The sequence below is a fragment of the Collinsella sp. 1033st1_E11_1033SCRN_220408 genome (assembly GCF_039062465.1).
In the GTDB taxonomy this organism is placed as follows: domain Bacteria; phylum Actinomycetota; class Coriobacteriia; order Coriobacteriales; family Atopobiaceae; genus Parolsenella.
In genome coordinates this window covers 139,348-165,142 of sequence record NZ_JBCLNF010000003.1, presented here as the reverse complement: position 1 = coordinate 165,142, position 25,795 = coordinate 139,348, and the positions used below count along the sequence as shown (strand labels likewise).

Genomic DNA, 25,795 nt, shown 5'->3' with positions numbered 1-25,795 from the left:
GCCCGCTGGCCCCGCCGGCTTCGTGCCCGGCCGCTGGCCCGCCGCCAGCCCCCGCGTCCCGCCGTCAGCTCCCGTGCGCCCCGCTTCACCAACCGCATAGACACGTCCCTACATGGGCACAGTCAAGTGGCGTCGGCGTCCCCGCCGGCGTCACTTCCTATATTGAATTCGCTTACATGACCGGGCTTATATTTCGGCGATGTTAAAACGTTTTCACCTTATGGGTTTCCATCTTGCTATCCGTTTTATGCACGCTAGGATAGCTAACCAACGCGCTCGGGGGAGGCCTGACCGTGTGCGCTAAAACATCTCATCGGGCCGTATCGAGGAGGATGAAAGATGGAGTCCAAGCGTTTTGACATGACTCGTAGGAACTTCGTGAAGCTGTCTGGTGCCGCGAGCATTCTAAGCGCGACCGCTCTTGCCGGTTGCGGCAACTCCGGCTCTTCCGCGAGCACGGCCTCTGGTTCCGGTTCCGCTAGCGCGTTCAAGATCGGCAACATCGGCCCGCTGACGGGTGCCAACGCCATCTACGGCTCCGCCACCAAGAACGGTGCCCAGCTCGCCGTCGACGAGATCAACGCAGCTGGTGGCATTCAGCTCGAGCACAACTGCCAGGATGACGAGCACGATCCGGAGAAGTCCGTCAACGCCTACAACAACCTGAAGGACTGGGGCCTGCAGGTCCTCGTCGGCACCACTACCACCGCTCCGTGCGTGGCTGTTTCCGCAGAGACCAACACTGACAACGTCTTTGAGCTGACGCCATCCGCCTCTTCCAACGACGTCATCGGTGGCCAGGCTGACGCCGACGGCAACGTGACCACTCCGCGCAAGGACAACGTCTACCAGATGTGCTTCACGGATCCCAACCAGGGCACCGCGTCCGCTCAGTACCTCGCGCAGAAGCAGCTCGGCACCAAGATCGCCGTCATCTACGACAACTCCGATGCCTACTCCACCGGCATCTTCAAGAAGTTCGAGGCCGAGGCTGCCGAGCAGAACCTCACCATCGTCTCGACCACCACGTTCACGGCCGACAACGCCACGGACTTCTCCGTCCAGCTGAATGACGCGAAGAACGCCGGCGCTGACCTCGTCTTCCTCCCGATCTACTACACCCCGGCCGCGCTCATCCTCACCCAGGCTGCCAACATGGGTTATGCCCCGAAGTTCTTCGGTTGCGACGGCATGGACGGCATCCTCACCGTGGAGGGCTTCGACACCTCCCTCGCCGAGGGCCTCATGCTCCTGACTCCGTTCGTCGCCACCGCGACCGACGAGAAGACCTCCGCCTTCACCAAGGCCTACAAGGACGCCTATGGTGACGAGCCGATTCAGTTCGCCGCTGACGCCTATGACTGCGTCTACGTCATCAAGGACCTCCTCGAGAAGACCGGCTGCACGCCCGATATGAGCGCCTCCGACATCTGCGACAAGCTCAAGGCGGCCATCGTCGACGGCTACACCTATTCTGGCCTCACCGGCGAGAACGTGACCTGGAAGGAGACCGGTGAGGTCTCCAAGGATCCTAAGGGCATGGTCATCAAGGGCGGCGTGTATCAGCCGCTGGACTAGTCCTGCAGCGATCGGGCGGGCGTCTCGCACGTTCCGTCTAAGACGCGTCGTCCGTAATAGTGTGAATAGCGAGCGGGGGCCATCGGCTTGATGGTCCCCGCTCGTCGGTAGGAGACAAGGGTTGCCGGGAGGTTCCGCGCCAGTTGCGAACCGGTTTCGGTGACATGATTTGAAAGGAGGCGGCATGACATGGGCTTTCTGACGAACCTCATCAACGGCCTGTCGCTCGGCAGCGTCTACGCGATCATCGCCCTGGGCTACACCATGGTGTACGGCATCGCCAAGATGCTGAACTTCGCTCACGGCGACATCATTATGGTCGGTGGCTACATCTGCTTCTGTGCCGTGAACTACCTGGGACTTCCCACTGGAGTGGGCGTCCTGCTCTCCATCGTCGGCTGCACCGTCCTGGGTATCGTTATCGAGCGCCTTGCCTACAAGCCCCTTCGCAACGCGCCGTCGCTTGACGTGCTCATCACCGCCATTGGCGTGAGCTACTTCCTGCAGAACTCGGCGCTGCTCATCTGGGGCTCCGACACCAAGTCGTTCCCGTCCGTCGTGAACCTGCCGTCCGTTTCTCTGTTCGACGGGCAGCTCGTGGTGAGCGCCATCACCATCGTCACGGTCGTCACCGGCATCGTCGTCATGATCGGTCTGACGATGTTCACTGGCAAGACTCGTATGGGCAAGGCCATGCGCGCCTGTTCCGAGGACCGAGGCGCTGCCACGCTCATGGGCATTAACGTGAACTCGACCATTTCGCTCACGTTTGCCATTGGCTCTGGCCTCGCTGCCGTCGCCGGCGTGCTCATGTGCTCCGCCTACCCGACGCTGATCCCCACCACCGGCTCGCTTCCGGGAATCAAGGCCTTCACTGCCGCGGTCATCGGTGGTATCGGCTCGATTCCCGGTGCCTTTGTGGGTGGTCTCGTCCTCGGGGTCATCGAGATTTTCGCGAAGGCATACGTCGGCACGCAGCTCGCTGACGCCATCGTCTTCGGCGTCCTTATCGTCGTTCTGCTCGTGAAGCCGTCCGGCCTTCTCGGCAAGACCGTCAGGGAGAAGGTGTAGCGCCATGGCAGACAAGAACACCACCGCCGCAGCCGCTCCCCGCCGCATGAGCAAGCGACTGCAGTCCAACCTCATCACGTACGCCGTCGTTATCGGATTCTTCGTCCTCATGACGGTGCTCGAGGCCACGGGCATTCTGACCAACTCGCTCGCGGGCCAGCTGGTTCCCATCTGCGCCTATGTGTGCATGGCCGTGTCGCTCAACCTCGTCGTTGGCATTTCGGGCGAGCTGTCGCTTGGTCACGCAGGCTTCATGAGCGTGGGCGCGTTCTCGGGTTTCGTCGCGTTCAGCCTCGTGAACGGTATCGTCAACAACGCCCTTCTGGCTTACGCGCTCGCGCTCGTCATCGCCGCTGTCATCGCGGGCGTGGCCGGCTTTGTCATCGGCATTCCGGTCATGCGCCTGCGTGGCGACTACCTCGCCATCGTGACCCTCGCGTTTGGCGAGATCATTAAGAACATCCTGAACAACCTGTATGTTGGTCTCGATGGCAGAGGCCTGCACTTCTCGCTTGCCGACGCCAAGGCCCTTGGCATGCAGGGCGGCACGCTGCTCATCAACGGCCCGCAGGGCGCTACGGGCATCACCAAGATGTCGACGTTCGCCATCGGCATCGTGCTCGTGCTCGTTACCGTGACTGTCGTGCTCAACCTCGTGAACAGCCGTACCGGCCGCGCCATCATGAGTGTGCGCGACAACCGCATCGCCGCTGAGTCCGTGGGCATCAACGTCACCAAGTACCGCATGATCGCCTTCGTGGTCGCCGCCGCGCTCGCAGGTGCCGCCGGATGCTTCTATGCGATGGGCTACAGCTCCATCGTGCCGAAGAAGTTCGACTTCAACACCTCGATCCTGGTGCTGGTGTTCGTGGTTCTCGGCGGCATGGGCAACGTTCGCGGCTCGATCATCTCCGCCGCGCTCCTTACCGTCCTGCCTGAGATGCTGCGCGCCATCTCCGATTGGCGCATGCTCATCTACGCTGTCGTGCTGATCCTCGTGATGATCGTTTCCAACAACCCGACGCTGCGTCAGCTTGCAGGTGGCCTGAAGTCCAAGTTCAAGAGGCCCGTGAAGTCGCAGGACGACGCGACCGAGAAGGGAGGCGAGGCCGATGCCTAGCAACGCATCCTCGCGCCACGCCGCGGAGCGCCGCGAGCGCACCAAGATGGTGCCGCTGCCGAGCGACGCGATCATCCCCGAGCGCGATCTCTACGATCGTCCCGTCCTCGAGTGCCGCCACCTCGGCATTGATTTCGGTGGTCTCCGTGCGGTCGATGACTTCAACTTCACCGTTGGCAAGACCGAGATCGCCGGCCTCATCGGCCCGAACGGCGCCGGCAAGACCACGGTCTTCAACCTGCTGACCAAGGTCTATAACCCCACGCGTGGCATGGTCATGCTTGACGGCACCGATACGGCCGGCATGGATGCTGCCGCTGCGAGCCGCCTTGGCGTCGCGCGTACGTTCCAGAACATCCGTCTCTTCTCGTCGCTGACCGTCGAGGACAACGTCAAGATCGGCCTGCACAACCAGATCAAGGAGAGCGCCGTGAGCGCCGTGCTGCGCCTCCCCTCGTATTGGTCCGCCGAGAAGAAGATGCATGAGCGTGCCCTCGAGCTGCTCGACTTCTTCGACATGGGCGTCTATGCGAACCACATCGCGGGTTCGCTGCCCTATGGCGCCCAGCGCAGGCTCGAGATCGTCCGAGCGCTGGCCACCAACCCGAAGCTCCTGCTGCTCGACGAGCCTGCCGCTGGCATGAACCCGTCCGAGACGGCCGAGCTTATGGATAACATCCGCAAGATTCGCGACGAGTTCCAGATCGCCATCATGCTCATCGAGCACGACATGGACCTTGTCATGGGCATTTGCGAGGGCATCGCCGTCCTGAACTTCGGCAAGATCATCGCAAAGGGTACGCCCGAACAGATCCAGAGCAATCCGCTGGTCATCGAGGCGTATCTCGGCAAGCAGGATGACGCTCCCGCTGCTGCTGCCGCGTCTGCGACCACGACTGACGAGGAGGCCTAAGGCATGAGCATTCTTCACGTTGAGGACCTCAACGTCTACTACGGCTCCATCCACGCGGTGAAGGGTATCTCCTTCGACGTGGAGGAGGGCGAGATCGTAACCCTGATCGGCGCGAACGGCGCCGGAAAGTCCACGACGCTCAACACCGTCGCAGGTCTCCTGAAGCCGCGCGAGGGCAAGGTCGAGTTCGAGGGCGAGAGCCTTCTGGGCGTGCCGCCTCACACCATCGTGGGCAAGGGCATGGCCCTCTGTCCCGAGGGCAGGCGCGTGTTCCTGCAGATGAGCGTTCGCGAGAACCTCGAGATGGGCGCCTTCACGCGCCGTGACTCTGCGGAGATCGCCGATTCGCTCGAGATGGTTTTCGACCGTTTCCCTCGTCTGAAGGAACGCGAGGGCCAGAGCGCCGGTACGCTTTCCGGCGGCGAGCAGCAGATGCTCGCCATGGGTCGCGCGCTCATGAGCAAGCCGCGTCTTCTCATGCTTGATGAGCCCTCGATGGGCCTCGCCCCCATTCTCGTGCAGGAGATCTTCAACATCATCAAGAGCCTGCATGATACGGGCACTACGGTTTTGCTGGTCGAGCAGAACGCGCGCATGGCGCTTTCCGTCGCGGATCGCGCGTACGTGCTTGAGACCGGTCGCGTGTCGATGAGCGGCGACGCCGCTGACCTTGCGAACGACGATCGCGTGAAGCAGGCCTATCTCGGTGGCTGATGCGTTATGCACCGACGGGGGGTGCGTTCGCGAGCGGTGGTTGTCTCTCGGCGACTGCGGGCTGGTGCGGCGGCCGCGCCGGGAACGTGCGGTGCGGGGCGAACGAGCTGGGATGTGCGGTACTGGGGCAAACGCGCCTTGGCCGAGGCCGCGATGATTGCGATCCGGCGGCAGGAAAACGCCGCGCCCGAAGTCGCGAATGAGCGAGAGCTATGCAGATTACAGGAAAGGGTTGGCTTCTTTCGGGAGCCGACCCTTTCTTTTGTTCGCCCTGCCGCGGCCGAATCACGAGCGGCCACCCACGGCGCGGCCACCCACGGAGCAGCCGCCCACAGGGTAGCCATCCACGGGTCAGCCACCCGCGGGTCAGCCATCCACGGAGCAGCCGCCCACGGCGAACAAGCAGAGCTCGCATTTCCCGAGTGGCATCTTGGGTGCGTCCACGCGTTTCCACAACGCCCGGTTCTCGATTCGCCTCATCACGCATCAGTTGCGGAGGGCCAATTGCCATTTTGCGGAGGGCCAGTTGCCATTTCACCCGCTAAGTAGGGGGCTGAATCGAGTTACCTAAAGTAGAACCCCAAGTTGAGGTATATAACATACAGGTAAATTTATCGCATGCCGGCGGTCTACTTTGCGGGTTGCCAATCAGGCCCCTACTTAGCTATCGAATTCGTTTTTGGTGGGTGTTCTGAGCCTAGAAACCACACGGCTGACTGCGACAACGACACGCCGCTCGCGAAGGTGGACTCGCCGGGCCCGGCATGCCACACCGGCAACCGCAGCTGCTTCTTCAAGACCGTTTCCGAGGAGGACTAACCATGGGAGTGCACACCGCGAACGTCCAGTCCTGAAACATCGGCGAGACCCTCGACGAGCTCGCAGGTGAGCTCAACGCGCACATGAAGTAGGGCCCACGCGGCGGTGCGCAAAACCGCGCACGCGCGTGAGTAAATCGCGGTTCCCGCGCTGACATATGAGCAAGGCCAATCAGGCCGATGCGTCCGATGACTCGGGCGTGTCGGCCTGATTGCTACCGTTCGCCGGCGATAACCGACCGCTCACGCTCGCTTTTGCGTGAGTTTGCACACTATTGCTCAAATCTGCGCAGAAGTGTGCAATAGTACGCATTGTAAGATGCGAAAGCTCAGGCCCACGGGCACTCAGGCCCCACGGCTAGAGCCGGCTGAAGGAGCGTCATGCTCGCCGAGGAACGTCGCCAGCGTATGGTCGAGATGGTCGCGGAGAACGCCACGGTTTCCGTCGCGGAGTTCGCCAACCTGTTCGACACGTCAGAGTCCACGATTCGCCGTGACCTCGATCGACTCGAAGGTGCCGGTCTTCTCGTGAAGGTGCATGGCGGCGCCACCAGCGTCGAGACCGCGCTTACGCCCGCGCCCTTCGTCGCCGTCGAGCCCACCATGGCCGAGAAGCGCGACCTCCACACGCCCGAGAAGCACGTGCTGGCCGCCTGGGCAGCAGCTCAGATCCAGCCGGATGACTTTGTCTACCTTGACTCCGGCTCCACCACGCAGGCCATCGTTGAGCACCTCTCGGACACCGCCTGCCTCGCGACCTTCGTCACCAACTCCGTCTCCCTGGCGCTCGCGCTCGCCAACCGCGGCGCCCGCACGATCGTCATCGGCGGCGACGTCAAGGCTGGCACGGAGGCCATCGTGGGCCCCGGCGCGCTCGACGCGCTCTCTCGCTACAACTTCTCCAAGGGATTCTGGGGCGCGAACGGCGTCACGGTCGAGCAGGGCTTCACCACGCCGGACGCGAGCGAGGCCATGGTCAAGCTCGAGTCGATGAAGCACGCCCGCGAGCGCTTCGTCCTGGCAGACGCCAGCAAGATCGGCGTCGTGACGCCGGTCACCTTCTCCCGCTTCGAGGACGCGACGCTCGTCACCTGCGGCGCCGTTGACCCCGCCATTTCTGCCCTCTCCAACGTCGTGGAGGTATTCGCATGATCTGCACCGTAACGTTCAATCCCTCGCTCGACTACATCGTCCGCGTGGACGACATGCGCCTCGGCGTGATCAACCGCACCACCTACGAGCAGGTTCTCCCCGGTGGCAAGGGCATCAACGTCTCCATCGTCCTGGGCAACCTCGGCCACGCCTCCCGTGCGCTCGGCTTTCTCGCCGGCTTTACGGGCGCCGAGATTGCCCGTCGCGTGAGCGAGGCTGGCGTCTCCGCCGACTTCATCGAGGTCGCCGAGGGCATGAGCCGCATCAACGCCAAGATCAAGAGCAACGAGGAGACCGAACTCAACGGCCAGGGCCCGCTCATCACCGAGGAGAACATCGAGGAGCTCTGCGCCAAGCTCGACGTCCTGGGCGAGGGCGACACCCTCGTCATCTCCGGTTCCGTGCCCAACACGCTTCCCGGCGACATGTACGAGCGTATCATGGCGCGCCTCGACGGCCGCGGCGTCCGCATCGTGGTCGACGCCGAGCGCGACCTGCTCACGCGCGTCCTTCCCTACAAGCCCTTCCTCGTGAAGCCCAACAACATCGAGCTGGGCGACATCTACGGCGTGACCCTCAAGACCCGCGACGAGGTCGTCCCGTATGCCAAGCGCATGCAGGAGGCCGGCGCCCAGAACGTGCTCGTCTCCATGGCGGGCGAGGGCGGCGTGCTCGTCGCGGCCGACGGCCAGGTCTTCCAGAGTCCCGCCGCCAAGGGTACCGTCGTGAATTCCGTGGGCGCGGGCGACTCGAGCGTCGCCGGCTTCCTTGCGGGCCTCATGGAGACGGGCTCCTACGAGACGGCCTTCCGCATGGCTCTTGCCAGCGGCTCCGCCAGTGCCTTCTCCGACCACCTCGCCACGCGTCCTGAGGTCGAGGCGCTCATGGCAAGCTCCCACTAGTTCCTCCTCCTTGCCGGAGCGCCCCTCTCCCTTGCGCTCGCGCGCGGCGCTCCGGCCCTTCTGTCCTGCCGCACCGTTCCTGCGAGTTGGTGCTGCGAATATCGTCCGGGCATGCGCCCGGGAGAGAAAGGTTGAGTAATGAGAATCACCAGTCTGCTCAAGCCTGAGGCCGTCAAGATCGGGGGTGTCGCGTCTGACAAGGACGATGCCATCGCCAAGCTCGTCAAGCTGATGGAGACCCGGGGCAACGTCGTCGACGTTGACGCCTACACCGAGGCCGTCCATGCGCGCGAGTCGTTCGGTTCCACGGCGCTTGGCGAGGGCATCGCGATCCCACACGCCAAGACGGCCGCCGTCTCTGCACCGGGCCTCGCCGCGATGACGCTGCCCGAGGGCGTCGACTACGACGCGCCGGACGGCCTGCCTACCACGCTCATGTTCCTCATCGCCGCTCCCGACACGAAGGCCGACGTCCACCTCGAGGTCCTCTCGCGCCTCTCGATGCTGCTGATGGACCCGGAGTTCTGCAACAAGCTCCGTGCCGCCAAGACCTCGGAGGAGTTCCTCGCCGTCATCGACGCCGCCGAGGACGCCAAGCTTGCTGCCGAGAATGCGAAGGCCGCTGCTGCCGCCACCGCTGACGCCGAGGGCTATGACCTCGTCGCCATCACCGCCTGCCCGACCGGCATCGCCCACACCTACATGGCTGCCGAGGCCCTCGAGAACAAGGCCAAGGAGATGGGCCTGCGCATCAAGGTCGAGACCCAGGGCTCCGCGGGCGCCAAGAACGTCCTCTCGGCCGAGGACATCGCCGGTGCCAAGGGCGTCATCATCGCCGCCGACAAGAACATTGAGCTTTCCCGTTTCGACGGCAAGCCGCTCTTCAGCTGCCCGGTCTCCCGTGGCATCAACGAGCCCGAGGCCCTCATCAACGAGGTCATGGAGGGTCGCGCGCCCATCCACCACAACGCCGGTGGCGCTGCCGCTCCCGCCGCGACCTCTGACGGCGAGTCGACCTGGCACAAGATCTACAAGCACCTCATGAACGGCGTCTCCCACATGCTGCCGTTCGTGATCGGCGGCGGCATCCTCACCGCCATCGCGTTCCTCGTTGACCAGCCTGGCCTCGGCACCTCGGCCTATGGCTCCTCGATCCCGGCTGCGGCCCTGTTCAAGACCATCGGTGGTGAGGCATTCGGCCTCATGCTCCCGATCCTCGCAGGCTACATCGCGAGTTCCATCGCGGATCGTCCGGGCCTCGCTCCTGGCTTCGTCGGCGGCCTCTTCGCCAAGGCTGGCTATGACTTCGCCTACCTGGGAACGCTCGACGCGACCACGCTCGTCTCCGGCGGCTTCATCGCGGCGCTCTTCGCGGGCTTCGCTGCCGGTTACCTCACCCTGGGCATCGAGCGCGCCTGCGACAAGCTCCCGAGCTCGCTCGAGGGCATCAAACCGATGCTGATCTACCCCGTCCTTGGCACGCTCGCCATTGGCGTCGTGATGCTCGCGCTCAACCCGGTCTTCGCCGCGATCAACACCGCGCTTAACGGATTTCTCGCCGGTCTCGGCACGAGCAACATCGTGGTTCTCGGCCTCGTCCTCGGCGGCATGATGTCCGTCGACATGGGCGGCCCCTTCAACAAGGCTGCCTACGTGTTTGGCACCGCCGCCCTTGATCCCAGCTCCGGCCTTGGCACCACCGGCCAGGTCATCATGGCCTCCGTCATGGTGGGCGGCATGGTTCCGCCGCTGGTCATCGCCCTTTCCACCACGTTCTTCAAGAACCGCTGGACCAAGCAGGACCGCAACGCCGGCCTCGTGAACTACATCATGGGACTCTCCTTCATCTCCGAGGGCGCCATTCCGTTCGCCGCCGCTGACCCTGGCCACGTCCTGCCCAGCTGCATCATTGGCTCCGCCATCGCCGGCGGCCTCTCCGCGGCCTTTGGCTGCACCAGCCCCGCCCCGCACGGTGGCGCCTGGGTCGCCGCCGTCATCGGCAACCCCGCGATGTGGCTCGTTGCCTGCCTCGTGGGCTCCGTGGTGGGCTGCCTCATCCTCTCCTTCTGGAAGAAGCCGCTGGACGCCAGCGAGTCCGGTCTGGAGAAGTAGGGGCGCGCGGACGCGGGCGCCCTACGGGGGTGGGGCGCCCGCTGAGGCGAGACTCGCGGAATGCGCTGGCTCGCCCGCGCGAATGCTCGCTCGCAACATAGCGTGACGTCTGGGGCGGTCCTTCGGGGCCGCCCCTTTCGTTTTGGGGCGTTTGCTTGTCTTGCCCGCGCCGCATCCGTTCGCTACCGCTCCGTTACGGCTGGCCATGCCTTTCGCGCTGCCGCGCGCGAGCGGGTATCCTTCTAGGCGACGACTATCGAGGGGATGGGCATGGCGAGGACGGCAGACATCAAGGTGACGCTTGCGGATGGTGCGGTGGCGCGCGTGCGCGTCGAGGCCCCGGAGGGCGTGGCTGATGCTCCCGGGACGCCCTTTGGCATGACGTACGAGCCCGCGCCCGTGGTTGCTCTTGTCGATGACGGGCTTGCCGAGGATATTGCTCGCGACCTCGCCTCCCTTGGAAGAAGCGTCGCGAGCGTGTCCTGCGAGGCTCGCGAGCTCGAGGGACCGGACGTGGCCGAGGCCATGAGCGCGCTCGGCGTGACCCAGGCGCATCTGCTGGCGGGAGGTGCCGGCGCCCGTGCCGCGCGTTCCCTTGCCGAGAAGAGCCCGCATCGCGCGCTTTCCGTCGCGTGCCGTGAGGAGGGGGAGGACGCCTCCGCCTTCGTGCGCCGCGCCGCTCGCGCCATGGACGAGGCGGAGCCCTCGCGTAGGCATCGGCCGCTTGTGGTGTTCGAGGATGGCACGGCGCATGTCGCCCCTCGGGTCGAGGGCGTCCTCGTGAGGCCAGCGACGCTTGCCGATGAGCCGGCGATTCTCGCCATGTATGACCATCTCCTTGATTCCTGCGACGTCCCTGGCCGGGAGACCTGCGGCTGGCTGCGCGGCTTCTGGCCGCTCCCGGATGACGTGAGCCGCCGCTTGCACGAGGGGGTCACGTGGGTGGCCGTCGACGTGGGGGAGGGCGAGGCGGATCCTCGCAGGGAAAGCGATGCCTCGGACGCTGGCCCCGCGGTCCTCGGCGCCATGTCGCTCGATGGGGACTTTGGCCTTCCCGGGGCCGAGCCTGACTGGGAGCCGCTCGGGCCGGGCGAGTTCTTGACCTGCCACCTGCTGGCGACCGATCCCGTCGCTCGCGGCCGCGGTGTCGCGACGGCGCTTCTTGCGGAGTACGCGCGCGAGGCCATCGCGCGAGGCTGCAAGGCCCTGCGCATCAACACCAGCCCGGAGAGCCTCTCGAACCGCCTCTACCGCGAGCTTGGCTTCACGCTCCACGCGCCGCAGTGGTTCCCTTACGAGGGCCTTCCCATCACCGGCTGGACGAACGTCTACGAGCTGCGCCTCGACGGTCCCGCGGAGGGAGGCGAGCCTGCTGCGCCCAGCATGGCCGTCGCGGCTGACGAGCCCGTCGCATCCTGCGGATTTGCCGCGGCCTGCGATCCCGCCGCGCCCCGCGAGCCCGCCGCAGCCACCGAGGGGTCGTCCGCGCGCACCCTCGGCGACATCGACTTCTTTGGCGACGACGCCCTGCGCCAACGCCTCGTGCGCGCAAGCGCGCGGCTCCTCATCGGCGGGGCGGCACTCGCCGTGGCGCTTTCCGTCGTGACGGGCACCGGCGTCATCGAGGAGATGCGGGCGCTCCCGGGCGATTGGGGTGCCGCGCTGTGGCCTCTTGCCATGGCTGCCCTCTCCGTCGCGGCGCTCCCCGTGCACGAGCTCGTGCACGCGCTGTTCATGCGCGTCCTCGGCGGTCCTGGCACGCGGGTGAGCTTTGGCTACCAGGCAGGCATGCTCTATGCGGGATGCCCCGGCCTCGTGCTCTCCAAGCCCCGTTTCGTCGCGGTCCTTCTCGCGCCAACGGTTTTGGTCACGGCTGCCCTCTTGGGGCTGGGGCTTGTGCTCGGATATCCCTTCATGACCCTCTGGGCTGCGGTTCTGCACCTGTCTGGCTGTTCCGGAGACATCCTCGCCGCGGGCGCGATCCTGCGCGAGCGTGCCTGCACGCATTGCCGAGACACGGAACGGGGCGTCGAGTTGCTCTGCGAGCGGGTAGGATAAGGGGCACGCCTCGCCCAGAGAGAAGGAATGCAAATGAAGGTCGCCATTGCCCAGATGAACACCACCCCCGGCGATTTCGACGCCATCGTGGACAAGATGTGCTCCTATGACACGGTCGCCCACGCCTATGGGGCGGATCTCATCGTCTTCCCCTCGACCGTCATGATGGGCTGCGACCCTCTGTCGCTGGCGCAGTGCCCTGGCTATATTCTCGATTTCTCCTCCGCCATGGGCGCGCTCTCGGAGCGCCTGAGGACGCCCGCCATCGTGCCCTTCGTGGCGGGCGGCCTTGGCGAGTCCATGCCGGAGGCCGCGCTTATCCGCAACGGCGCGGTGCTTCCCCTCTCCATCGCGGGAGCCGTCTCGAACGCGGGCCGGGCAAAGCCCGGTATGGCCGCCTCCACGCTCGCGGGCTCTCCGGCAGTTGTCTCGATCGCGGGCGTCAACGTGGGCGTGGCCTACACCTTTGACGAGCTCGAGCTCTTCGCCTCGGGAAGCCTACCAGCGGATGTCATTTGCTTCGTGCCGTTCGAGGGGTACGACGTTGACGAGCGGGCGACCTGCTTCGCCCCGTCCGTCTCGGACGGGTGCTTTGTCGAGGAGGCCAAGGGCGCGGATGCCTGGATCGTCGCCGCGAATGCCGTCGGCGCCTTTGGCGACCTCGCCTTCGTGGGAGGCTCCTTCGTCATGGCGCCATGGGGCGAGCTCGCCGCTGCCTCTCGCTGCTTTGCCGAGGACGTCTTCGTGTGCGACATCGACGTCAAGGGCGAGGGTCCGCTGGCGAATCCGGTGGCGCCGCCCGCGTTCGACCGCGAGCGGATCCTGTGGGACGCCTGCGTGCTCGCGACGCGAGACCGCTGCGATAAGCAGGGTCTTTCTGGCGTCGCCGTCGTGTGCGACGGCAGCCTCTCCTCGAGCGTGACGTGTGCCATCGCAGTCGACGCCGCGGGTCCGATGCGCGTTCACGCGCTCGTGTGCGGCGCGGGCGAGGAGCTCGAGGACGCGCGTGGCGTCGTGCGCGCGCTCAAGATTCGCGATGTGGACGAGCTCGCGGCGCGCGACGTCGAGCGCGCCGCGGTGGCCCTTGGCGGCAACGAGACCGAGGACCTCGCGCGTGGCCTCGTCGAGGCGCGCCTGGGGGCCTGGGCCCGCGCGGGCGAGCTCCTTGCCCTCTCGAGCGCGGATAAGACCGAGCTTGCCGTGGGCTCCTCCTCGTTTGACCCCGCCCCTGCCGCCCGCGCGGCCGCCTTCGCCCCGTTGGGGGACATCTACCGTTCCGACGTCATGCGCCTCGCGCGTTACCGCAACACGGTCTCTCCCGTGATCTGCCCCCGCGCGGCACAGCGCCTCTGCGTCCCCGCTGACCTGGGGCTCGAGGGTGTCGCGGAGACTGACGAGCAGTGCCTTTCCGAGCTTGACGCCAGCCTGCTCGCGCACTTCGAGCACAACTACGGCCTTACCGAGCTTGCCCAGGGCCGCCTGGGCGAGGAGGGCGCGGCACGTCTGCTCGAGCGCGTGCGCGCCTGCGAGCTCGCGCGTCGTCACGGGCCGCTGTATCCGTTGTTCTCCTCTCGCTCGCTATCCGAGGCCCAAGTGCCGCTGATGGACGTCTGGCGTGACCGCATGCGTCCCGAGCCGCTCCACATGCCCGACGAGGGAGAGCTCACCCGGGCGGTTGTTGGCGCGGCGCATGACCTGGGCGTCTATGACGCCGCAGCCAAGATGGACGCGCCTGCGACTCCGCCTGCGCCCGCGGCTTCACCTTCGCTTGCGACTCCGAATGCCCCGGCCTCGGCGTCTGCGGTCGCCTTCATGGCCGACGATCCGGGGGTGCCCAAGGCGTCCATGCGCTCGCGCGTGAACGAGGCGCTGGGCTACCTGCAGGAGCTCTCTGACGGCAAGCGCATGCGCGAGGGGCTGGGCGGCGACAAGGGCGGCCAGGGTGGCGGTATCTGGCCCGACGGCTTCTTCTCTGATAACTAGGGGTGCGTGCGCTTTCGTTTGCGTGACGCGCACCAGTCGCTCTAGCTGCGCGTCTTTGTCGAAGTCTCCGCGCCGCGAGATGGCCGCGGAGACTTCTTGTTCACGCCCCTCGCGCCGCGGCGCCGTCGTGCTACTATAGAACCCATGTTCGATATCGGGAGACGCTAATAGCGGCGAGGGGAGGCGCGCATGATCGTGCTCGGCATTGATCCGGGCCTGGCAAACACCGGCTGGGGCGTCATCGAGACGCGCGGTTCCGTCGCGCGTGCCCGCGCCTACGGCTGCATCCACTCGGAGGCGTCGGAGCCGCTACATGAGCGCCTTGGCGCAATATGCTCGCAGCTGGCGGCAGTCATCGAGCGTTACCAGCCCTCGTCCGTCGCCATCGAGGACATCTTCTTCGGGCAGAACACGCGCTCCGCCATCCTCACGGCCCACGCACGCGGCGCGGCCCTCGTGGCGTGCTCGCAGGCTGGCGTCGAGGTCGCGTCGTACACGCCCATGCAGATCAAGCAGTCCGTCGTGGGCACGGGTGCTGCGGATAAGCGCCAGGTCACGTACATGGTGCGCAACGTCCTCGCGCTCGACCATGATCCAAAGCCAGACCATTGCGCGGACGCCCTGGCCGCCGCGGTGTGCCACGCCAACCTTTCCCGCACGTTCGCGGCATCTGCCGCGCAGAGCGGGGAGGCCGCGCGCAGGCTCGCCGCCACGCGCGCCGGCCTCACGGCGTCTTCGGAACACGATAGAAGGGTGGGCGCATGATCGTCCAGCTAACCGGTACCTTGGTTGAGTTCACGGCGAGCTCCGTCGTGCTCGACGTCCACGGCGTGGGCTATGAGCTCGGCGTCTCGGCCGTCACCGCGTCGAGCCTGCCCGAGGCCGGCACGCCCGGCGTGACCTTGCTCACGCGCATGCTCGTGCGCGAGGATTCGATGACGCTCTTCGGCTTCTCCTCCCGCGAGGAGCGCTCGCTGTTCGATCGCCTCTGCGCCATCTCCGGCGTGGGTCCCAAGCTCGCGCTCTCGGTCCTCTCCACGTTCACGCCCTCGCAGCTCGCGGGCGTCGTCGTGGCGGAGGACGCGGGCATGATGGCGACGGTCCCGGGCGTGGGCAAGAAGCTCGCGAGCCGCCTTCTGCTCGAGCTCGAGAGCGTCTTCTCCAAGGATCCCACGCTCGTCTCGCTGGCGAGCGCGGCCTCGCTTCCCGCTCACGGCGGCGTCGTCGCGGCGGCTCCTGCCGCGGGCTCCGGCGTTGACGCGGACGTCACGGCGGCGCTGCTCGCCATGGGCTTCACCGGCGAGGAGGCGACGCTTGCCCTCGAGGGTCATGAGGAGGCCGGTGCCACGTCCACCAAGGCCGCGATTCAGTACGCGCTCAAGCGCCTGGGGAGGAGGGCCTAATGTGGGAGGCGGATACCTCGCGTGACCTGTTCGCGGATTCCATGCCCGCGCCTGGTGCCCCCAGGCCCGTCACGTCGTCCCTTACGGCGGATGACCTGGAGATTGACCGCACGCTCCGTCCGCAGACGCTTGACGAGTACTGCGGCCAGCAGCGCGTACGCCAGAACCTCCGCGTGCTCATCGAGGCGGCGAAGAGCCGCCATGAGCCGCTTGATCACGTGATCTTCTCCGGCCCCCCGGGTCTCGGCAAGACGACGCTCGCCTCGGTCGTCGCGAACGAGATGGGCTCTAAGATCCACACCACGAGCGGCCCCGCTATCGAGCGTACGGGTGACCTCGCGGCCATCCTTACCAACCTCGAGGCAGGCGACGTCCTGTTCATCGACGAGATCCATCGCCTCAACCACAATGTGGAGGAGGTCCTGTATCCCGCGATGGAGGACTTCTTCCTCGACATCGTGATCGGCAAGGGCCCGGCCGCGCGGTCGATCAGGCTCGACGTGCCGCGTTTCACCCTCGTGGGGGCAACCACGCGCACGGGTCTGCTCACGGGCCCTCTGCGTGACCGCTTCGGCATCTCCTTCAGGCTTGACTACTACTCGGTGGAGGAACTCGCCCAGATCGTGGAGCGCTCTGCCGGCATCCTTGGCGTCAGCATCGACCATGACTCCGCGCTCGAGGTCGCGAGCCGCAGCCGCGGCACGCCACGCCTGGCGAACCGCCTGCTCAAGCGCGTGAGGGACTACGCCCAGGTGCGCGCCGCCGGTGCCATCACGGCGGAGGTCGCGGCAGAGGCCATGAGCTTCTTCGAGATTGACGAGCTCGGCCTCGACTGGATGGACACGAAGATCCTCCAAGCGCTCGCGGGAACCTTCCGCGGCAGACCGGTGGGCCTTTCCACCATCGCGAGCTCCGTGGGCGAGGACCCCTCGACGATAGAGGACGTCTACGAGCCCTACCTGCTCCAGCGTGGCCTCATCGTGCGTACCCCGCAGGGCCGCCAGGCCACGCTCGCCGCGTTTGAGCACCTCGGCCTCACCCCGCCACCCGGGGTGTAGGTGCTCCGTGTGGGCCATGCTATAGAACCGCTCTCTGCCGCGCGCTAGCTCTCGGGCCGGCGCGCGGCCGTCTTGCGTCTCACGCTTGCGTTGCCTAGGTGGTAGTTGCCCATCCGCGCATATTATCGCTGCCCAAACGAATAGAATCTAAAGAATGACTGTTCAGAGGAGGAAGCTCGTATGTTGCAGCGCGACTACATTGTTGAGTTGACCAGGCGTTTTGGAGAGGTGCTCTCGAAGCGCCTGCGTGCCGCCATGCTCGACGCGGACCCCGATGCCATCCATGACCTCGAGGACGCCGTGGGCAACCTGCTCGACCTCGACGGCGCGACGGCGCTCTCGCTCGACCCGGACTCCCTCGTCACGATGATGGAACTCTCCGGTATCGCGGATTCCCTGGCGGAGTACGTCACCTACGCGCTCCTGCGCATTGCGGACGCCTACGAGGCCCGCGGCAGTATGGGCATCGCGATTGCCCGTCGCCAGCAGGCGGAGGCCATCTGCAAGTCCTTCATGGTCAAGTACGGCCATGTCCCCGAGGAGTATCGCGAGCTAGACGCCGAGATTGCCGCCGAGAAGGAGAGGGCCTAGCATGGCCGCGGACAACGCTGTCATGACGGGTGCGACCGCGGCGGTGAGCGCGTCCACCGCGCCGCTCTCCGTCTTGAGCGAGATTGGCCAGCTCCGTCGCGTGTGTCTCCACCGCCCCGGCGACGAGCTCCTGAACCTCATCCCGGTCGACCTCGACAGGCTGCTCTTCGATGACACGCCGTTCCTCGAGCTCGCCCAGGAGGAGCACGACAACTTCGCCAACCTCCTCCGTAACGAGGGTGTCGAGGTCGTCTATCTCGAGCGTCTCGTCGCGGAGGCCATCGCCGCCGTGCCGGGAGCGCGTCAGGAGTTCACCAACCAGTTCCTGGCGGAGTGCGGCGTGCATGACAACGTCGCCCTTGCCGCCATCCGTGGCCTGCTCGACTCGATCGCCGATCCGTACGAGCTCGTCCTCAAGACGATGGCGGGCATCACGAAGCGCGAGCTCTGCCTTCCACTCGACGTTCGCTACGTCCCGGGTACGGGCCTCGTTCCCGGCTCATCCTCGCGTGGCGGCACCGGCTCCACGCTTGCGGGCATCCTCGGTGACGCGGCGGAGGCGGAGACAGAGCTCATCGTCGACCCGATGCCCAACCTCTACTTCACGAGGGACCCGTTCAGCGTGGTGGGCCCTGGCGTGTGCCTCAACCGCATGTACAAGGTGACGCGTCGTCGCGAGACCATCTACGGGCGCTTCTTGTTCGCCTGCCACCCCGCGTATCGCGACGTGCCGCTGTGGTATGACCGCGATCTCGCCTACCACGTCGAGGGCGGCGACATCCTCGTCCTGGGCGAGCGCACGGTCTGCGTGGGCATCTCCCAGCGCACGGAGGCGGCGGCAATCGACACGCTCGCATGCCGCATGATCTGGGACGAGGCCTGCCCCATCGAGGAGGTCTACGCCTTGCGTATTCCGGAGAACCGCGCGTTCATGCACCTCGACACGGTTCTCACACAGGTGGACTATGACCGCTTCACGGTCTATCCCGGCATCCTCGGAACGATGCAGGTTTTCCGCATCACGCGCGGCGCCCACGAGGGGGAGCTTGCCGTCGAGGAGGTCTCGGACTCGCTCGACCGCGTGCTCGCGCGCATCCTGCACGTGCCCGCCGTCCAGCTCATCCGCTGTGGCGGGGGAGACTCCATCGCTGCCGCGCGCGAACAGTGGAACGACGGGTCGAACACCCTCGCCATTGCGCCGGGCCGCGTCTGCGTCTACCAGCGCAACACCGCCACGAACGAGGCGCTCGCCAAGGCGGGCCTGGAGCTCGTGGTCCTGCCGTCGAGCGAGCTCTCCCGCGGCCGCGGCGGCCCCCGCTGCATGAGCATGCCCTTCGTCCGCGACGCCCTCTAAACCTGAAAAAGGGACAGTCCCTTTTTCAGGTTTTCGCGGGGTTGACAAGGGGACTGTCCCTTTGTCAACCGGCGCACCTGCACGGGTCGCTTTGTCAACTTTTGGTATCGTGGCAGGGATGGCGCTTGAAGGTGCTTGAATAGCTCGTTATAATCACGAAATGTTCTAAATGGCACTATTTATGCAAGATTATGAATATTACACCCGTATTTACGCATAACGCGCAGCGGCCAGACGAGAGGATCATCATGAACCACACCAAGGCGGACGAGACCTACGCGGCGAAGGGCGTCGACCTCTCTGGTCGCAACTTCCTCAAGCTCCTCGACTACACCCCGGACGAGATCCTCTATCTCATCGACCTCGCGGCCGAGCTCAAGGCCATGAAGAAGGCCGGCGAGGCGCACGACTGGCTCCACGGCAAGAACGTCGTGCTGCTGTTCGAGAAGACCTCCACGCGTACGCGCTGCAGCTTCGAGGTTGGCGCGATGGACCTCGGCATGGGCGTCACCTACCTCGATCCCAAGAGCTCGCAGATGGGCAAGAAGGAGTCCATCGAGGACACCGCCCGCGTGCTCGGCCGCATGTATGACGGCATCGAGTACCGTGGCTTCGCCCAGAGCATCGTCGAGGACCTCGCCAACAACGCCGGCGTCCCCGTTTGGAACGGCCTCACCACCGAGTTCCACCCCACGCAGATGGTCGCCGACATGCTCACCGTCCGCGAGCACACCGGCAAGCTCGCTGGCAACAAGCTCACCTTCATGGGTGACGCCGGCAACAACGTGGGCAACTCCCTGATGGTCGTGTGCGCCAAGCTCGGCCTCGACTTCTGCGCTTGCGGCCCCACCGCCCAGATGCCGGATGCGGAGCTCGTGGAGGAGTGCCGTAAGATCGCCGCGGAGAACGGCTGCACCATCACCCTGACCGAGGACCTCGACGAGGGCCTTGCCGACGCCACCGTCGTCTACACGGACATCTGGGTCTCCATGGGCGAGCCGGCGGACATCTGGGGCGAGCGCATCAAGCTCCTCTCGCCCTACCAGGTCAACGCCGAGGCCATGGCCAAGGCCGCGCCGAACGCCATCTTCATGCACTGCCTGCCCAGCTTCCACGACCTCAACACCACCACGGCCGTCGAGGTCAACGAGCAGTTTGGCATCGCCGAGATGGAGGTCACGGACGAGGTCTTCGAGTCCGAGAAGTCTGTGGTCTTCGACGAGGCCGAGAACCGCATGCACTCCATCAAGGCCGTGATGTACGCCACGCTGAAGTAGCGGCGGGGGGCGGCAAGCGTAGAGGCGAGCGGGCGAGCGCGTCTTGCCCGTGGCTCGCGCGAGCTGCGCGATAGCCAATGAGACCGAGGCCCGGCAAGCGACACGCTTGCCGGGCCTCGTTTGGTAAGAGGTGGTGAATGTCGGCCGGTCGCAGTGTCCATTTCAGCTGACAAGCTGAGCTCTCGTCCGCGGTGGCCACCCTAGAATGATGCAAACGCGTAAGCCGGCACGTTTCGTTTGAGAGCGAGGGGGCAGGATGAGGGCCATCGACGTCGCGAACTACCTGGTCGAGAGATGGAGGAGGTGCTATCCCGCCACCATCCACAAGCTCAACAGACTGGTCTACCTCGTGCAGGCCGAGGCCATCGCCACAACGGGTGAACCACTTTTCGAGGACTGCATCGAGGCCTGGCAGTGCGGCCCGGTGGTGCCCGCCGTCATCCATGCGTTTGGCGAGCGGGATGACACGGTGATTACCGAGCCGACCGGGCGCGCGGAGGTCAAGTCGGACGCCGCCTGCCTGATCGACTCCGTCGCGGAGAAGTATGGCCCGCTGTCCGCGCTTGACCTCGTCAGCCTCGTGCGCCGCCCGGGTGGCGCGTGGGCCAGGGTCTATGTGCCAGGCCGCGAAGCTGAGATCACGTCTGACGCGATCAGGGCCTCGGCGGACGCGGATGCGAGCAGGCCCGAGCTCTTCTCCGCGACGCTCGATACCGTTGCCCGGAACATGCCCCGTGCCCTCAAGATGCTGGAGACCTCCTGATGAAGACCATGGACGAGAAGTACTCGGCTGTGCCCGTCCTCGTGCTTGACGAAGAGGAGGCCATCGAGGACCTGGCCGCGAAGATCTGTGCCTTTCAGCGGGGGCTGGGGGAGGAGTTCGCGCTCTACTCGCCGGACCCGATAGGCGGGGGTGTGCCGGCGGCGCACGAGAAGCTGCAATCTGTGCTTGCGGCGACGTTCTGCACGTACTTTGGCCAGTCTCCGGCGGAGAGGTTCGCAGACCTCTTTGATCAGGCGACCTACCTTGCGCAGCACCTGGCCAAAGACCACCTGTTCCAGGACGGCAACAAGAGGACGGCGCTCGTCACCGCGCTCTCCATTCTGCGAAGCGCCGGCGCCTGCGTGGCGTTCGACGATACGGACGACCCCGCGACGAACCGCTACTACGCCTGGATCCAGGACATCGTCTCCGGTGCGCGAACGAACGAGGCACTCTCCGAGGAGCTCAGACAGAGCGCGGCCATCGGATAGCTGCTGCTGGCCGATATGCCCGTTCCGTACGAGGCCATCGGCAAGAGAAACGCGGTCATCGGATAGCTGCTGCTGACAGCGCGCCGACAATATCGGGGCCTGGCAGGCAATCGCGTCTGCCGGGTCCCGCGGATTTGCTCACGGCTCATGTTGACGATATCCGTGCCGTCGAAATCCCAGTCGATGCCAATGACGTTGCGATCGAGTCAGTCTGCCGCATGCGCCCCGCCGCGCCCCGCGCGGATCATCCAAGCTCCCATGGGTGCCTGCCTTTCTGATGCCTTACGCTCGCATTATCTCACCGAGTTAACCTTGTCGCTCCAAAAGTTTCGAAAACGGGCAGGGAAAATGACCCAAGGCTTTCGATGCCACGATGGTTACGACAATCGCTGATGGCATGGTGAGTCGCCAGGCGCGCTGCCACTTCTGTCGAGTTTGCTTCTGCTGTCCACGTGGACTTTGAGCGACATGCCCCCGTTACTCAAGGCACGCCTGATAAATGACGTCCGTCAGCTGGGATTGGACATTGCGGGAGTGCTACCTTGATAAATCGGGACAAGCGGGCAACTGCAGGCGACTGTTTACACCCAGATGACAGAACAATCAAAGAACACGCTATCCCCCCCGTGCATGCTTCATCTGTCGCGCATAGGCACGCCTAGCACGGGTTTTATGCCCTATTGAATGTTAAACTGTCACGGACTGAGCATCACGAGCGGTTACTTATTTATCTGCAACGATATTCTTGCCGCTTTTCTAGCCCCTAGGAGCCTTATGGCACGCAAAAGCACCAAGAAGAACGATTCCGAGCTTACGCTCGAGCAAGTGTTGTGGAACTGCCGCGTTGCGCTTCGCGGCGTCGGCAGCATGGAGAAGAACCGCGACGCTGTCATCAGCCTCGTATTCCTGAAGTTTGCCGGCGACAAGTTTAATAATCGCCGCAAGGAGCTCGTCGAGCAGTACGGCGACATCCCGGCGTTCCTCGAGAAGCCTTCTTTCTACAACGCGGTCAACGTGTTCTATTTGCCCGAACCCGCACGGTGGACCTACCTTGTCGACCACGCAGGCGACAACGCGATCGCCACCATCATCGACAACGCCATGAGCGAGGCGGAGAAGGCGAACCCCTCGCTCAGGGGCGCTTTGCCGCTGGGCCTGTTCGCCACGCTCGGCGCAACCAAGAGCTCCATTAAATCGCTCATAGACGAGATCGCTAAGATCAGCGAGAAGCGCTATCACGAGGAAGACCTTATCGGGCGCGCGTACGAGTACTTCTTGCAAACGTTTGCTGTGGGCAGCTCCAAGGAAGACGGCGAGTTCTACACGCCCGCCTGTGTCGTCCAGCTCATTGCCGAGCTCATCGAACCGTACGAGGGGGTCGTCTACGACCCGTGCTGCGGCTCCGGTGGCATGTTCGTGCAGTCTCACAAATTCGTTGAACGCCACCACGGCAACAGCAGCGCGGTCTCGGTGGTCGGGCAGGAGTCGAATCCCGACACGTGGCGCCTATGCAAGATGAACCTTGCCATCCGCGGCATATCGAATAACCTCGGCGAAGAAGCCGTCTCGACCTTCGAGAAAGACCAGCATAAGGACAAGAAGGTCGACTACATCATGGCGAACCCGCCGTTCAATCTGAAGAACTGGCGTGGCGCCGATGAGCTTCTTAACGATCCGCGTTGGAAAGGCTATCCCATACCACCCGCGTCCAACGGGAACTACGCGTGGATCTTGCACATGCTCTCGAAGCTCGACGTTAACCATGGGGTTGCCGGCTTTCTGCTCGCCAACGGCGCCCTCAACGCCGACGGAGACGAAGGCGCTATACGCCAGAAGATCCTCGAGAACGATAAGGTCGAGGCCATCATCGTATTGCCCCGCGACATGTTCTACACCACTGATATCTCGGTGACGCTTTGGATTCTGAACATGAACAAGGGAGCCGGCGAAAAGGCCAGCCGCAAGCTACGCGACCGCCGTGGCGAGGTGCTGTTCATGGACCTTCGCACGTGGGACGAGAATATCGAGAAGTACACGTACGACAAGAACAAGAACAAGAAGAAGACCGTGCTCACGTCTGAGCAAATCGCTCGCGTTAAAGACATCTTCGAGAGCTGGCGTTGTGTTGACGGCGGCTACGAGGACGTGCCCGAGCTGTGCAAATCCGTACGCATCAAAAGTGACGATTCCGATCAGATCACCATCGAGAGTCGCGGGTATGCGCTTACGCCGAGCAAGTACATTGAGTTCATCGACCATGATCTGGGCATCGACTACGAGAGGGAGATGGGCCGCATCCAGGCAGAGATGAAAGAGCTTTTGGCTTCGGAGAAGAAGTCCCAGGCCACGCTCGAGGCCGCGTTCGAGGGCATCGGTTATGGGATTAAGTAGATATCGGGTCGGCGAACTGGTCCTTCAATATAAAGAGGAATGCGGCGTCTCTAACTTGAGGGCAGATCAAGTTTCAGGGATTAACGCTGATAAAGAATTCTTTGAGCCTGCGAAGCAGGTCGGCCAGGATACCTCAAAATATAGAGTTGTTCCATGTGGTTATTACGCCTGCAACCTTATGCATGTTGGGCGAGATGTTGTTTTGCCCATTGCTTTAAACCGCACAGCCAGAAACAAGATTGTTAGCCCAGCGTATTCGGTATTTCAGTTAGTGGCAGATGAGATAGCTCACCCTGAGTATCTCTATATGCTTTTCAATTCAACTGAACGCGATCGATATTTCTGGTTTCACACAGATGGGTCAGTCCGAGACGGTATGTCGTGGGACGACTTTTGCGCTTGCGAAATCGAGTTGCCGCCGATTGAGGTGCAGCGGAAGTATGTTGCTATCTATGAGGCGATGCTGGCCAACCAGCGGGCTTATAAGCGCGGGCTCGATGATCTAAAGTTAACGTGCGACGCACTTGTTGAGAAACTCATGCGAGAGTTGCCCCATGAGGCCATTGGTCTTTATATCGAACAGTGCGACGATAGAAACAGCAAAGGCGAGTTCGATAAAGATGCTGTTCGGGGCCTATCCATATCGAAGCAGCTTATCGAGACAAAAGCAAATTTGGACGGCGTGAACCTTTGTAACTACAAAGTTATTGCCCCCGGTGCAGTAGCCTATGTTCCCGTGACCTCTCGAAATGGTGGGAAAATATCCATAGCGCTCAACGAGTCCAATGAGACGAATATCACCTCGGCAATCAATACCGTTTTCCGCGTTAAGAAGTCCGCAGAGCGGAAGCTGTTACCCGGTTATCTGATGCTCTTTTTTGGCCGTTCCGAGTTCGATCGCTACGCCCGCTTCAACTCCTGGGGCAGCGCGCGAGAAACATTCGACTGGGTCGAGATGTGCGATGTGCGCATCCCCCTGCCCGATATCGCTGTGCAACGGTATGCAGTCGAGTTGTACCAGGCATGGCGCACGCGCCATGCAATTAACGAACAACTTAAAGCCCAGCTCAAGAACATATGTCCCATCCTTATCCGGGGTTCTATCGAGGAGGCGTCGAAGTAATCATGGAACGCCTGTTCTCCGAGCGTTATGAGGAGCTGCTTCAGGACGAGCCTAATTGGCTTGGTGGAGATGAAGACGGCGACATTCCCTATAACGTAAAAGTCCTAATCGCCCGTATCATGGAGGACTTCCGTGAGCCGATTAGTTTTCAGCCGAATCGCTACGATAGCTACACCGTTGATGCCGACGCCCTTTATCTTGCAATCGAGGAGCTCAACGAGCATGTCGATTATCGGCTCGTCGGCTTGGATATGATGCGCTTGGGTTCGGGCCTTGACGAGATCCATGCCCTTGCAAACGTCTACACACCGCACCTCTTCGACCTCGTAGAGCTCCAATACAAGGAGCTTTCCGACGACGCCGAAAACGGCAAGGACGGCTTCCGCAACGAGATCAACAAGGTGTTCCGCGAGCACGATATCCCTTGGCTTCTCGTTGACGGGCATCTAGTCAAGATCGATCCCAGACAATTCGAGCAGGACCTGAAGCTCAAGGCCCTCAACGAGATGAGGGACCTCAAGGATGCGGACCCCCTCTACCAGGGGGCTTACGACGAACTGAGGAAGGCCATCGATTTCCTGGGACGCGGCGACTACGCCGAAGCCGTGATCAATGCCGAGAAGAGCTACGAGAGCGTTCTCAAGGTCATCCTGGGTTCGGAATCCGAGACGGTGGCTGCCAACGGCCTTACGAAGCGTTTGCTCGAGGCCGGCAAGCTGCCCCTCCCGGAAGGCCTTAAGCCCGAGGCCTTCCAGAGCAGCGTTCTCATGTCGCTTCCCGTCATTCGCAACAAGGCGGCAGCACATGGCTCCGGAGCAACGGGGCGCGAGGTGAGCGGCTCGATGGCCAACCTCGCCGTCAATCTGGCGTGCGCCCTCGACACATACCTCATCCAGGAAACGACCGACAAAGAGTAGGCAAGT

The 25,795-nt window shown here is 63.9% G+C and carries 21 protein-coding genes and 1 pseudogene; all 22 read left to right on the top strand.

The window, feature by feature from the left end; genetic code table 11:
* The first annotated feature begins 339 nt into the window (after positions 1-339).
* A complete protein-coding gene (locus ABCN07_RS04335) occupies positions 340-1,578 on the top strand; it encodes an ABC transporter substrate-binding protein (RefSeq protein WP_343005534.1) in 1,239 nt (412 codons plus the stop codon).
* 189 nt (positions 1,579-1,767) lie between these two features.
* Positions 1,768-2,649 carry a branched-chain amino acid ABC transporter permease gene (locus ABCN07_RS04330; RefSeq protein WP_343005533.1) on the top strand — a complete coding sequence of 294 codons (882 nt, stop codon included), beginning with the start codon at positions 1,768-1,770 and terminating at the stop codon, positions 2,647-2,649.
* Between the two features lie 4 nt (positions 2,650-2,653).
* Positions 2,654-3,769: a branched-chain amino acid ABC transporter permease gene (locus ABCN07_RS04325; protein ID WP_343005532.1), complete on the top strand. Its 1,116-nt coding sequence runs from the start codon at positions 2,654-2,656 to the stop codon at positions 3,767-3,769.
* Complete coding sequence (locus ABCN07_RS04320) at positions 3,762-4,682, top strand: ABC transporter ATP-binding protein (protein ID WP_343005531.1); 921 nt, start codon at positions 3,762-3,764, stop codon at positions 4,680-4,682. Before ABCN07_RS04325 ends, ABCN07_RS04320 begins: the two co-directional genes overlap by 8 nt.
* A gap of 3 nt (positions 4,683-4,685) precedes the next feature.
* Positions 4,686-5,396 (top strand): ABC transporter ATP-binding protein, encoded by a 711-nt coding sequence (locus ABCN07_RS04315; RefSeq protein WP_293814660.1) that lies wholly within the window; start codon positions 4,686-4,688, stop codon positions 5,394-5,396.
* Between the two features lie 711 nt (positions 5,397-6,107).
* Positions 6,108-6,215: pseudogene (locus ABCN07_RS04310) on the top strand (phosphoribosyl-AMP cyclohydrolase); the annotation flags it as partial.
* A gap of 380 nt (positions 6,216-6,595) precedes the next feature.
* Positions 6,596-7,366, top strand: coding sequence for a DeoR/GlpR family DNA-binding transcription regulator (locus ABCN07_RS04305; protein ID WP_343005530.1), 771 nt, complete (start codon positions 6,596-6,598; stop codon positions 7,364-7,366).
* Positions 7,363-8,268: a 1-phosphofructokinase gene (gene pfkB, locus ABCN07_RS04300; RefSeq protein WP_343005528.1), complete on the top strand. Its 906-nt coding sequence runs from the start codon at positions 7,363-7,365 to the stop codon at positions 8,266-8,268. Before ABCN07_RS04305 ends, pfkB begins: the two co-directional genes overlap by 4 nt.
* Before the next feature lie 138 nt (positions 8,269-8,406).
* Entirely contained in the window at positions 8,407-10,380 is a 1,974-nt protein-coding gene (locus tag ABCN07_RS04295; protein ID WP_343005527.1) for a fructose-specific PTS transporter subunit EIIC, read from the top strand.
* Between the two features lie 270 nt (positions 10,381-10,650).
* Positions 10,651-12,438 carry a GNAT family N-acetyltransferase gene (locus ABCN07_RS04290; RefSeq protein WP_343005526.1) on the top strand — a complete coding sequence of 596 codons (1,788 nt, stop codon included), beginning with the start codon at positions 10,651-10,653 and terminating at the stop codon, positions 12,436-12,438.
* Between the two features lie 33 nt (positions 12,439-12,471).
* Positions 12,472-14,421, top strand: a complete 1,950-nt coding sequence (locus ABCN07_RS04285; protein WP_343005525.1) for a hypothetical protein — start codon at positions 12,472-12,474, stop codon at positions 14,419-14,421.
* A 189-nt stretch (positions 14,422-14,610) separates the two neighbouring features.
* Entirely contained in the window at positions 14,611-15,186 is a 576-nt protein-coding gene (ruvC, locus tag ABCN07_RS04280) for a crossover junction endodeoxyribonuclease RuvC (RefSeq protein WP_343005524.1), read from the top strand.
* On the top strand, positions 15,183-15,824 hold the full coding sequence (gene ruvA / locus ABCN07_RS04275) for a Holliday junction branch migration protein RuvA (protein WP_343005523.1): 642 nt from the start codon (positions 15,183-15,185) through the stop codon (positions 15,822-15,824). Before ruvC ends, ruvA begins: the two co-directional genes overlap by 4 nt.
* Positions 15,824-16,882, top strand: a complete 1,059-nt coding sequence (gene ruvB, locus ABCN07_RS04270) for a Holliday junction branch migration DNA helicase RuvB (protein WP_293815930.1) — start codon at positions 15,824-15,826, stop codon at positions 16,880-16,882. Before ruvA ends, ruvB begins: the two co-directional genes overlap by 1 nt.
* Before the next feature lie 180 nt (positions 16,883-17,062).
* A complete protein-coding gene (locus tag ABCN07_RS04265; protein ID WP_330027628.1) occupies positions 17,063-17,473 on the top strand; it encodes a hypothetical protein in 411 nt (136 codons plus the stop codon).
* Positions 17,474-17,495: 22 nt separating this feature from the next.
* On the top strand, positions 17,496-18,827 hold the full coding sequence (locus ABCN07_RS04260) for an arginine deiminase family protein (protein WP_343005581.1): 1,332 nt from the start codon (positions 17,496-17,498) through the stop codon (positions 18,825-18,827).
* A 248-nt stretch (positions 18,828-19,075) separates the two neighbouring features.
* Positions 19,076-20,104 carry an ornithine carbamoyltransferase gene (argF, locus tag ABCN07_RS04255; protein ID WP_343005521.1) on the top strand — a complete coding sequence of 343 codons (1,029 nt, stop codon included), beginning with the start codon at positions 19,076-19,078 and terminating at the stop codon, positions 20,102-20,104.
* Positions 20,105-20,360: 256 nt separating this feature from the next.
* The gene (locus ABCN07_RS04250; RefSeq protein ID WP_343005520.1) at positions 20,361-20,867 is read left to right on the top strand and encodes a type II toxin-antitoxin system antitoxin SocA domain-containing protein; all 507 of its coding nucleotides are present in this window, start codon (positions 20,361-20,363) and stop codon (positions 20,865-20,867) included.
* Positions 20,867-21,358: a Fic family protein gene (locus tag ABCN07_RS04245; protein WP_343005519.1), complete on the top strand. Its 492-nt coding sequence runs from the start codon at positions 20,867-20,869 to the stop codon at positions 21,356-21,358. The genes ABCN07_RS04250 and ABCN07_RS04245 overlap by 1 nt, the downstream gene beginning before the upstream one ends.
* A 774-nt stretch (positions 21,359-22,132) precedes the next feature.
* Positions 22,133-23,749 (top strand): N-6 DNA methylase, encoded by a 1,617-nt coding sequence (locus tag ABCN07_RS04240; protein ID WP_343005518.1) that lies wholly within the window; start codon positions 22,133-22,135, stop codon positions 23,747-23,749.
* Complete coding sequence (locus ABCN07_RS04235; protein WP_343005517.1) at positions 23,736-24,872, top strand: restriction endonuclease subunit S; 1,137 nt, start codon at positions 23,736-23,738, stop codon at positions 24,870-24,872. Before ABCN07_RS04240 ends, ABCN07_RS04235 begins: the two co-directional genes overlap by 14 nt.
* Positions 24,873-24,874: 2 nt before the next feature.
* On the top strand, positions 24,875-25,789 hold the full coding sequence (locus ABCN07_RS04230; protein WP_343005516.1) for a hypothetical protein: 915 nt from the start codon (positions 24,875-24,877) through the stop codon (positions 25,787-25,789).
* Positions 25,790-25,795: the final 6 nt, after the last annotated feature.

Bases quoted from the DNA above. Each gene is read 5' to 3' on its own strand.
- ruvA (WP_343005523.1), top strand. From the start codon at position 15,183: ATGATCGTCCAGCTAACCGGTACCTTGGTTGAGTTCACGGCGAGCTCC.
- ruvB (WP_293815930.1), top strand. From the start codon at position 15,824: ATGTGGGAGGCGGATACCTCGCGTGACCTGTTCGCGGATTCCATGCCC.
- ABCN07_RS04325 (WP_343005532.1), top strand. From the start codon at position 2,654: ATGGCAGACAAGAACACCACCGCCGCAGCCGCTCCCCGCCGCATGAGC.
- ABCN07_RS04290 (WP_343005526.1), top strand. From the start codon at position 10,651: ATGGCGAGGACGGCAGACATCAAGGTGACGCTTGCGGATGGTGCGGTG.
- ABCN07_RS04235 (WP_343005517.1), top strand. From the start codon at position 23,736: ATGGGATTAAGTAGATATCGGGTCGGCGAACTGGTCCTTCAATATAAA.
- ABCN07_RS04305 (WP_343005530.1), top strand. From the start codon at position 6,596: ATGCTCGCCGAGGAACGTCGCCAGCGTATGGTCGAGATGGTCGCGGAG.
- ABCN07_RS04335 (WP_343005534.1), top strand. From the start codon at position 340: ATGGAGTCCAAGCGTTTTGACATGACTCGTAGGAACTTCGTGAAGCTG.
- ABCN07_RS04315 (WP_293814660.1), top strand. From the start codon at position 4,686: ATGAGCATTCTTCACGTTGAGGACCTCAACGTCTACTACGGCTCCATC.
- ABCN07_RS04260 (WP_343005581.1), top strand. From the start codon at position 17,496: ATGACGGGTGCGACCGCGGCGGTGAGCGCGTCCACCGCGCCGCTCTCC.
- ABCN07_RS04230 (WP_343005516.1), top strand. From the start codon at position 24,875: ATGGAACGCCTGTTCTCCGAGCGTTATGAGGAGCTGCTTCAGGACGAG.
- ABCN07_RS04330 (WP_343005533.1), top strand. From the start codon at position 1,768: ATGGGCTTTCTGACGAACCTCATCAACGGCCTGTCGCTCGGCAGCGTC.
- ABCN07_RS04240 (WP_343005518.1), top strand. From the start codon at position 22,133: ATGGCACGCAAAAGCACCAAGAAGAACGATTCCGAGCTTACGCTCGAG.
- argF (WP_343005521.1), top strand. From the start codon at position 19,076: ATGAACCACACCAAGGCGGACGAGACCTACGCGGCGAAGGGCGTCGAC.
- ABCN07_RS04245 (WP_343005519.1), top strand. From the start codon at position 20,867: ATGAAGACCATGGACGAGAAGTACTCGGCTGTGCCCGTCCTCGTGCTT.
- ABCN07_RS04250 (WP_343005520.1), top strand. From the start codon at position 20,361: ATGAGGGCCATCGACGTCGCGAACTACCTGGTCGAGAGATGGAGGAGG.
- ABCN07_RS04265 (WP_330027628.1), top strand. From the start codon at position 17,063: ATGTTGCAGCGCGACTACATTGTTGAGTTGACCAGGCGTTTTGGAGAG.
- ABCN07_RS04285 (WP_343005525.1), top strand. From the start codon at position 12,472: ATGAAGGTCGCCATTGCCCAGATGAACACCACCCCCGGCGATTTCGAC.
- ABCN07_RS04320 (WP_343005531.1), top strand. From the start codon at position 3,762: ATGCCTAGCAACGCATCCTCGCGCCACGCCGCGGAGCGCCGCGAGCGC.
- pfkB (WP_343005528.1), top strand. From the start codon at position 7,363: ATGATCTGCACCGTAACGTTCAATCCCTCGCTCGACTACATCGTCCGC.
- ABCN07_RS04295 (WP_343005527.1), top strand. From the start codon at position 8,407: ATGAGAATCACCAGTCTGCTCAAGCCTGAGGCCGTCAAGATCGGGGGT.
- ruvC (WP_343005524.1), top strand. From the start codon at position 14,611: ATGATCGTGCTCGGCATTGATCCGGGCCTGGCAAACACCGGCTGGGGC.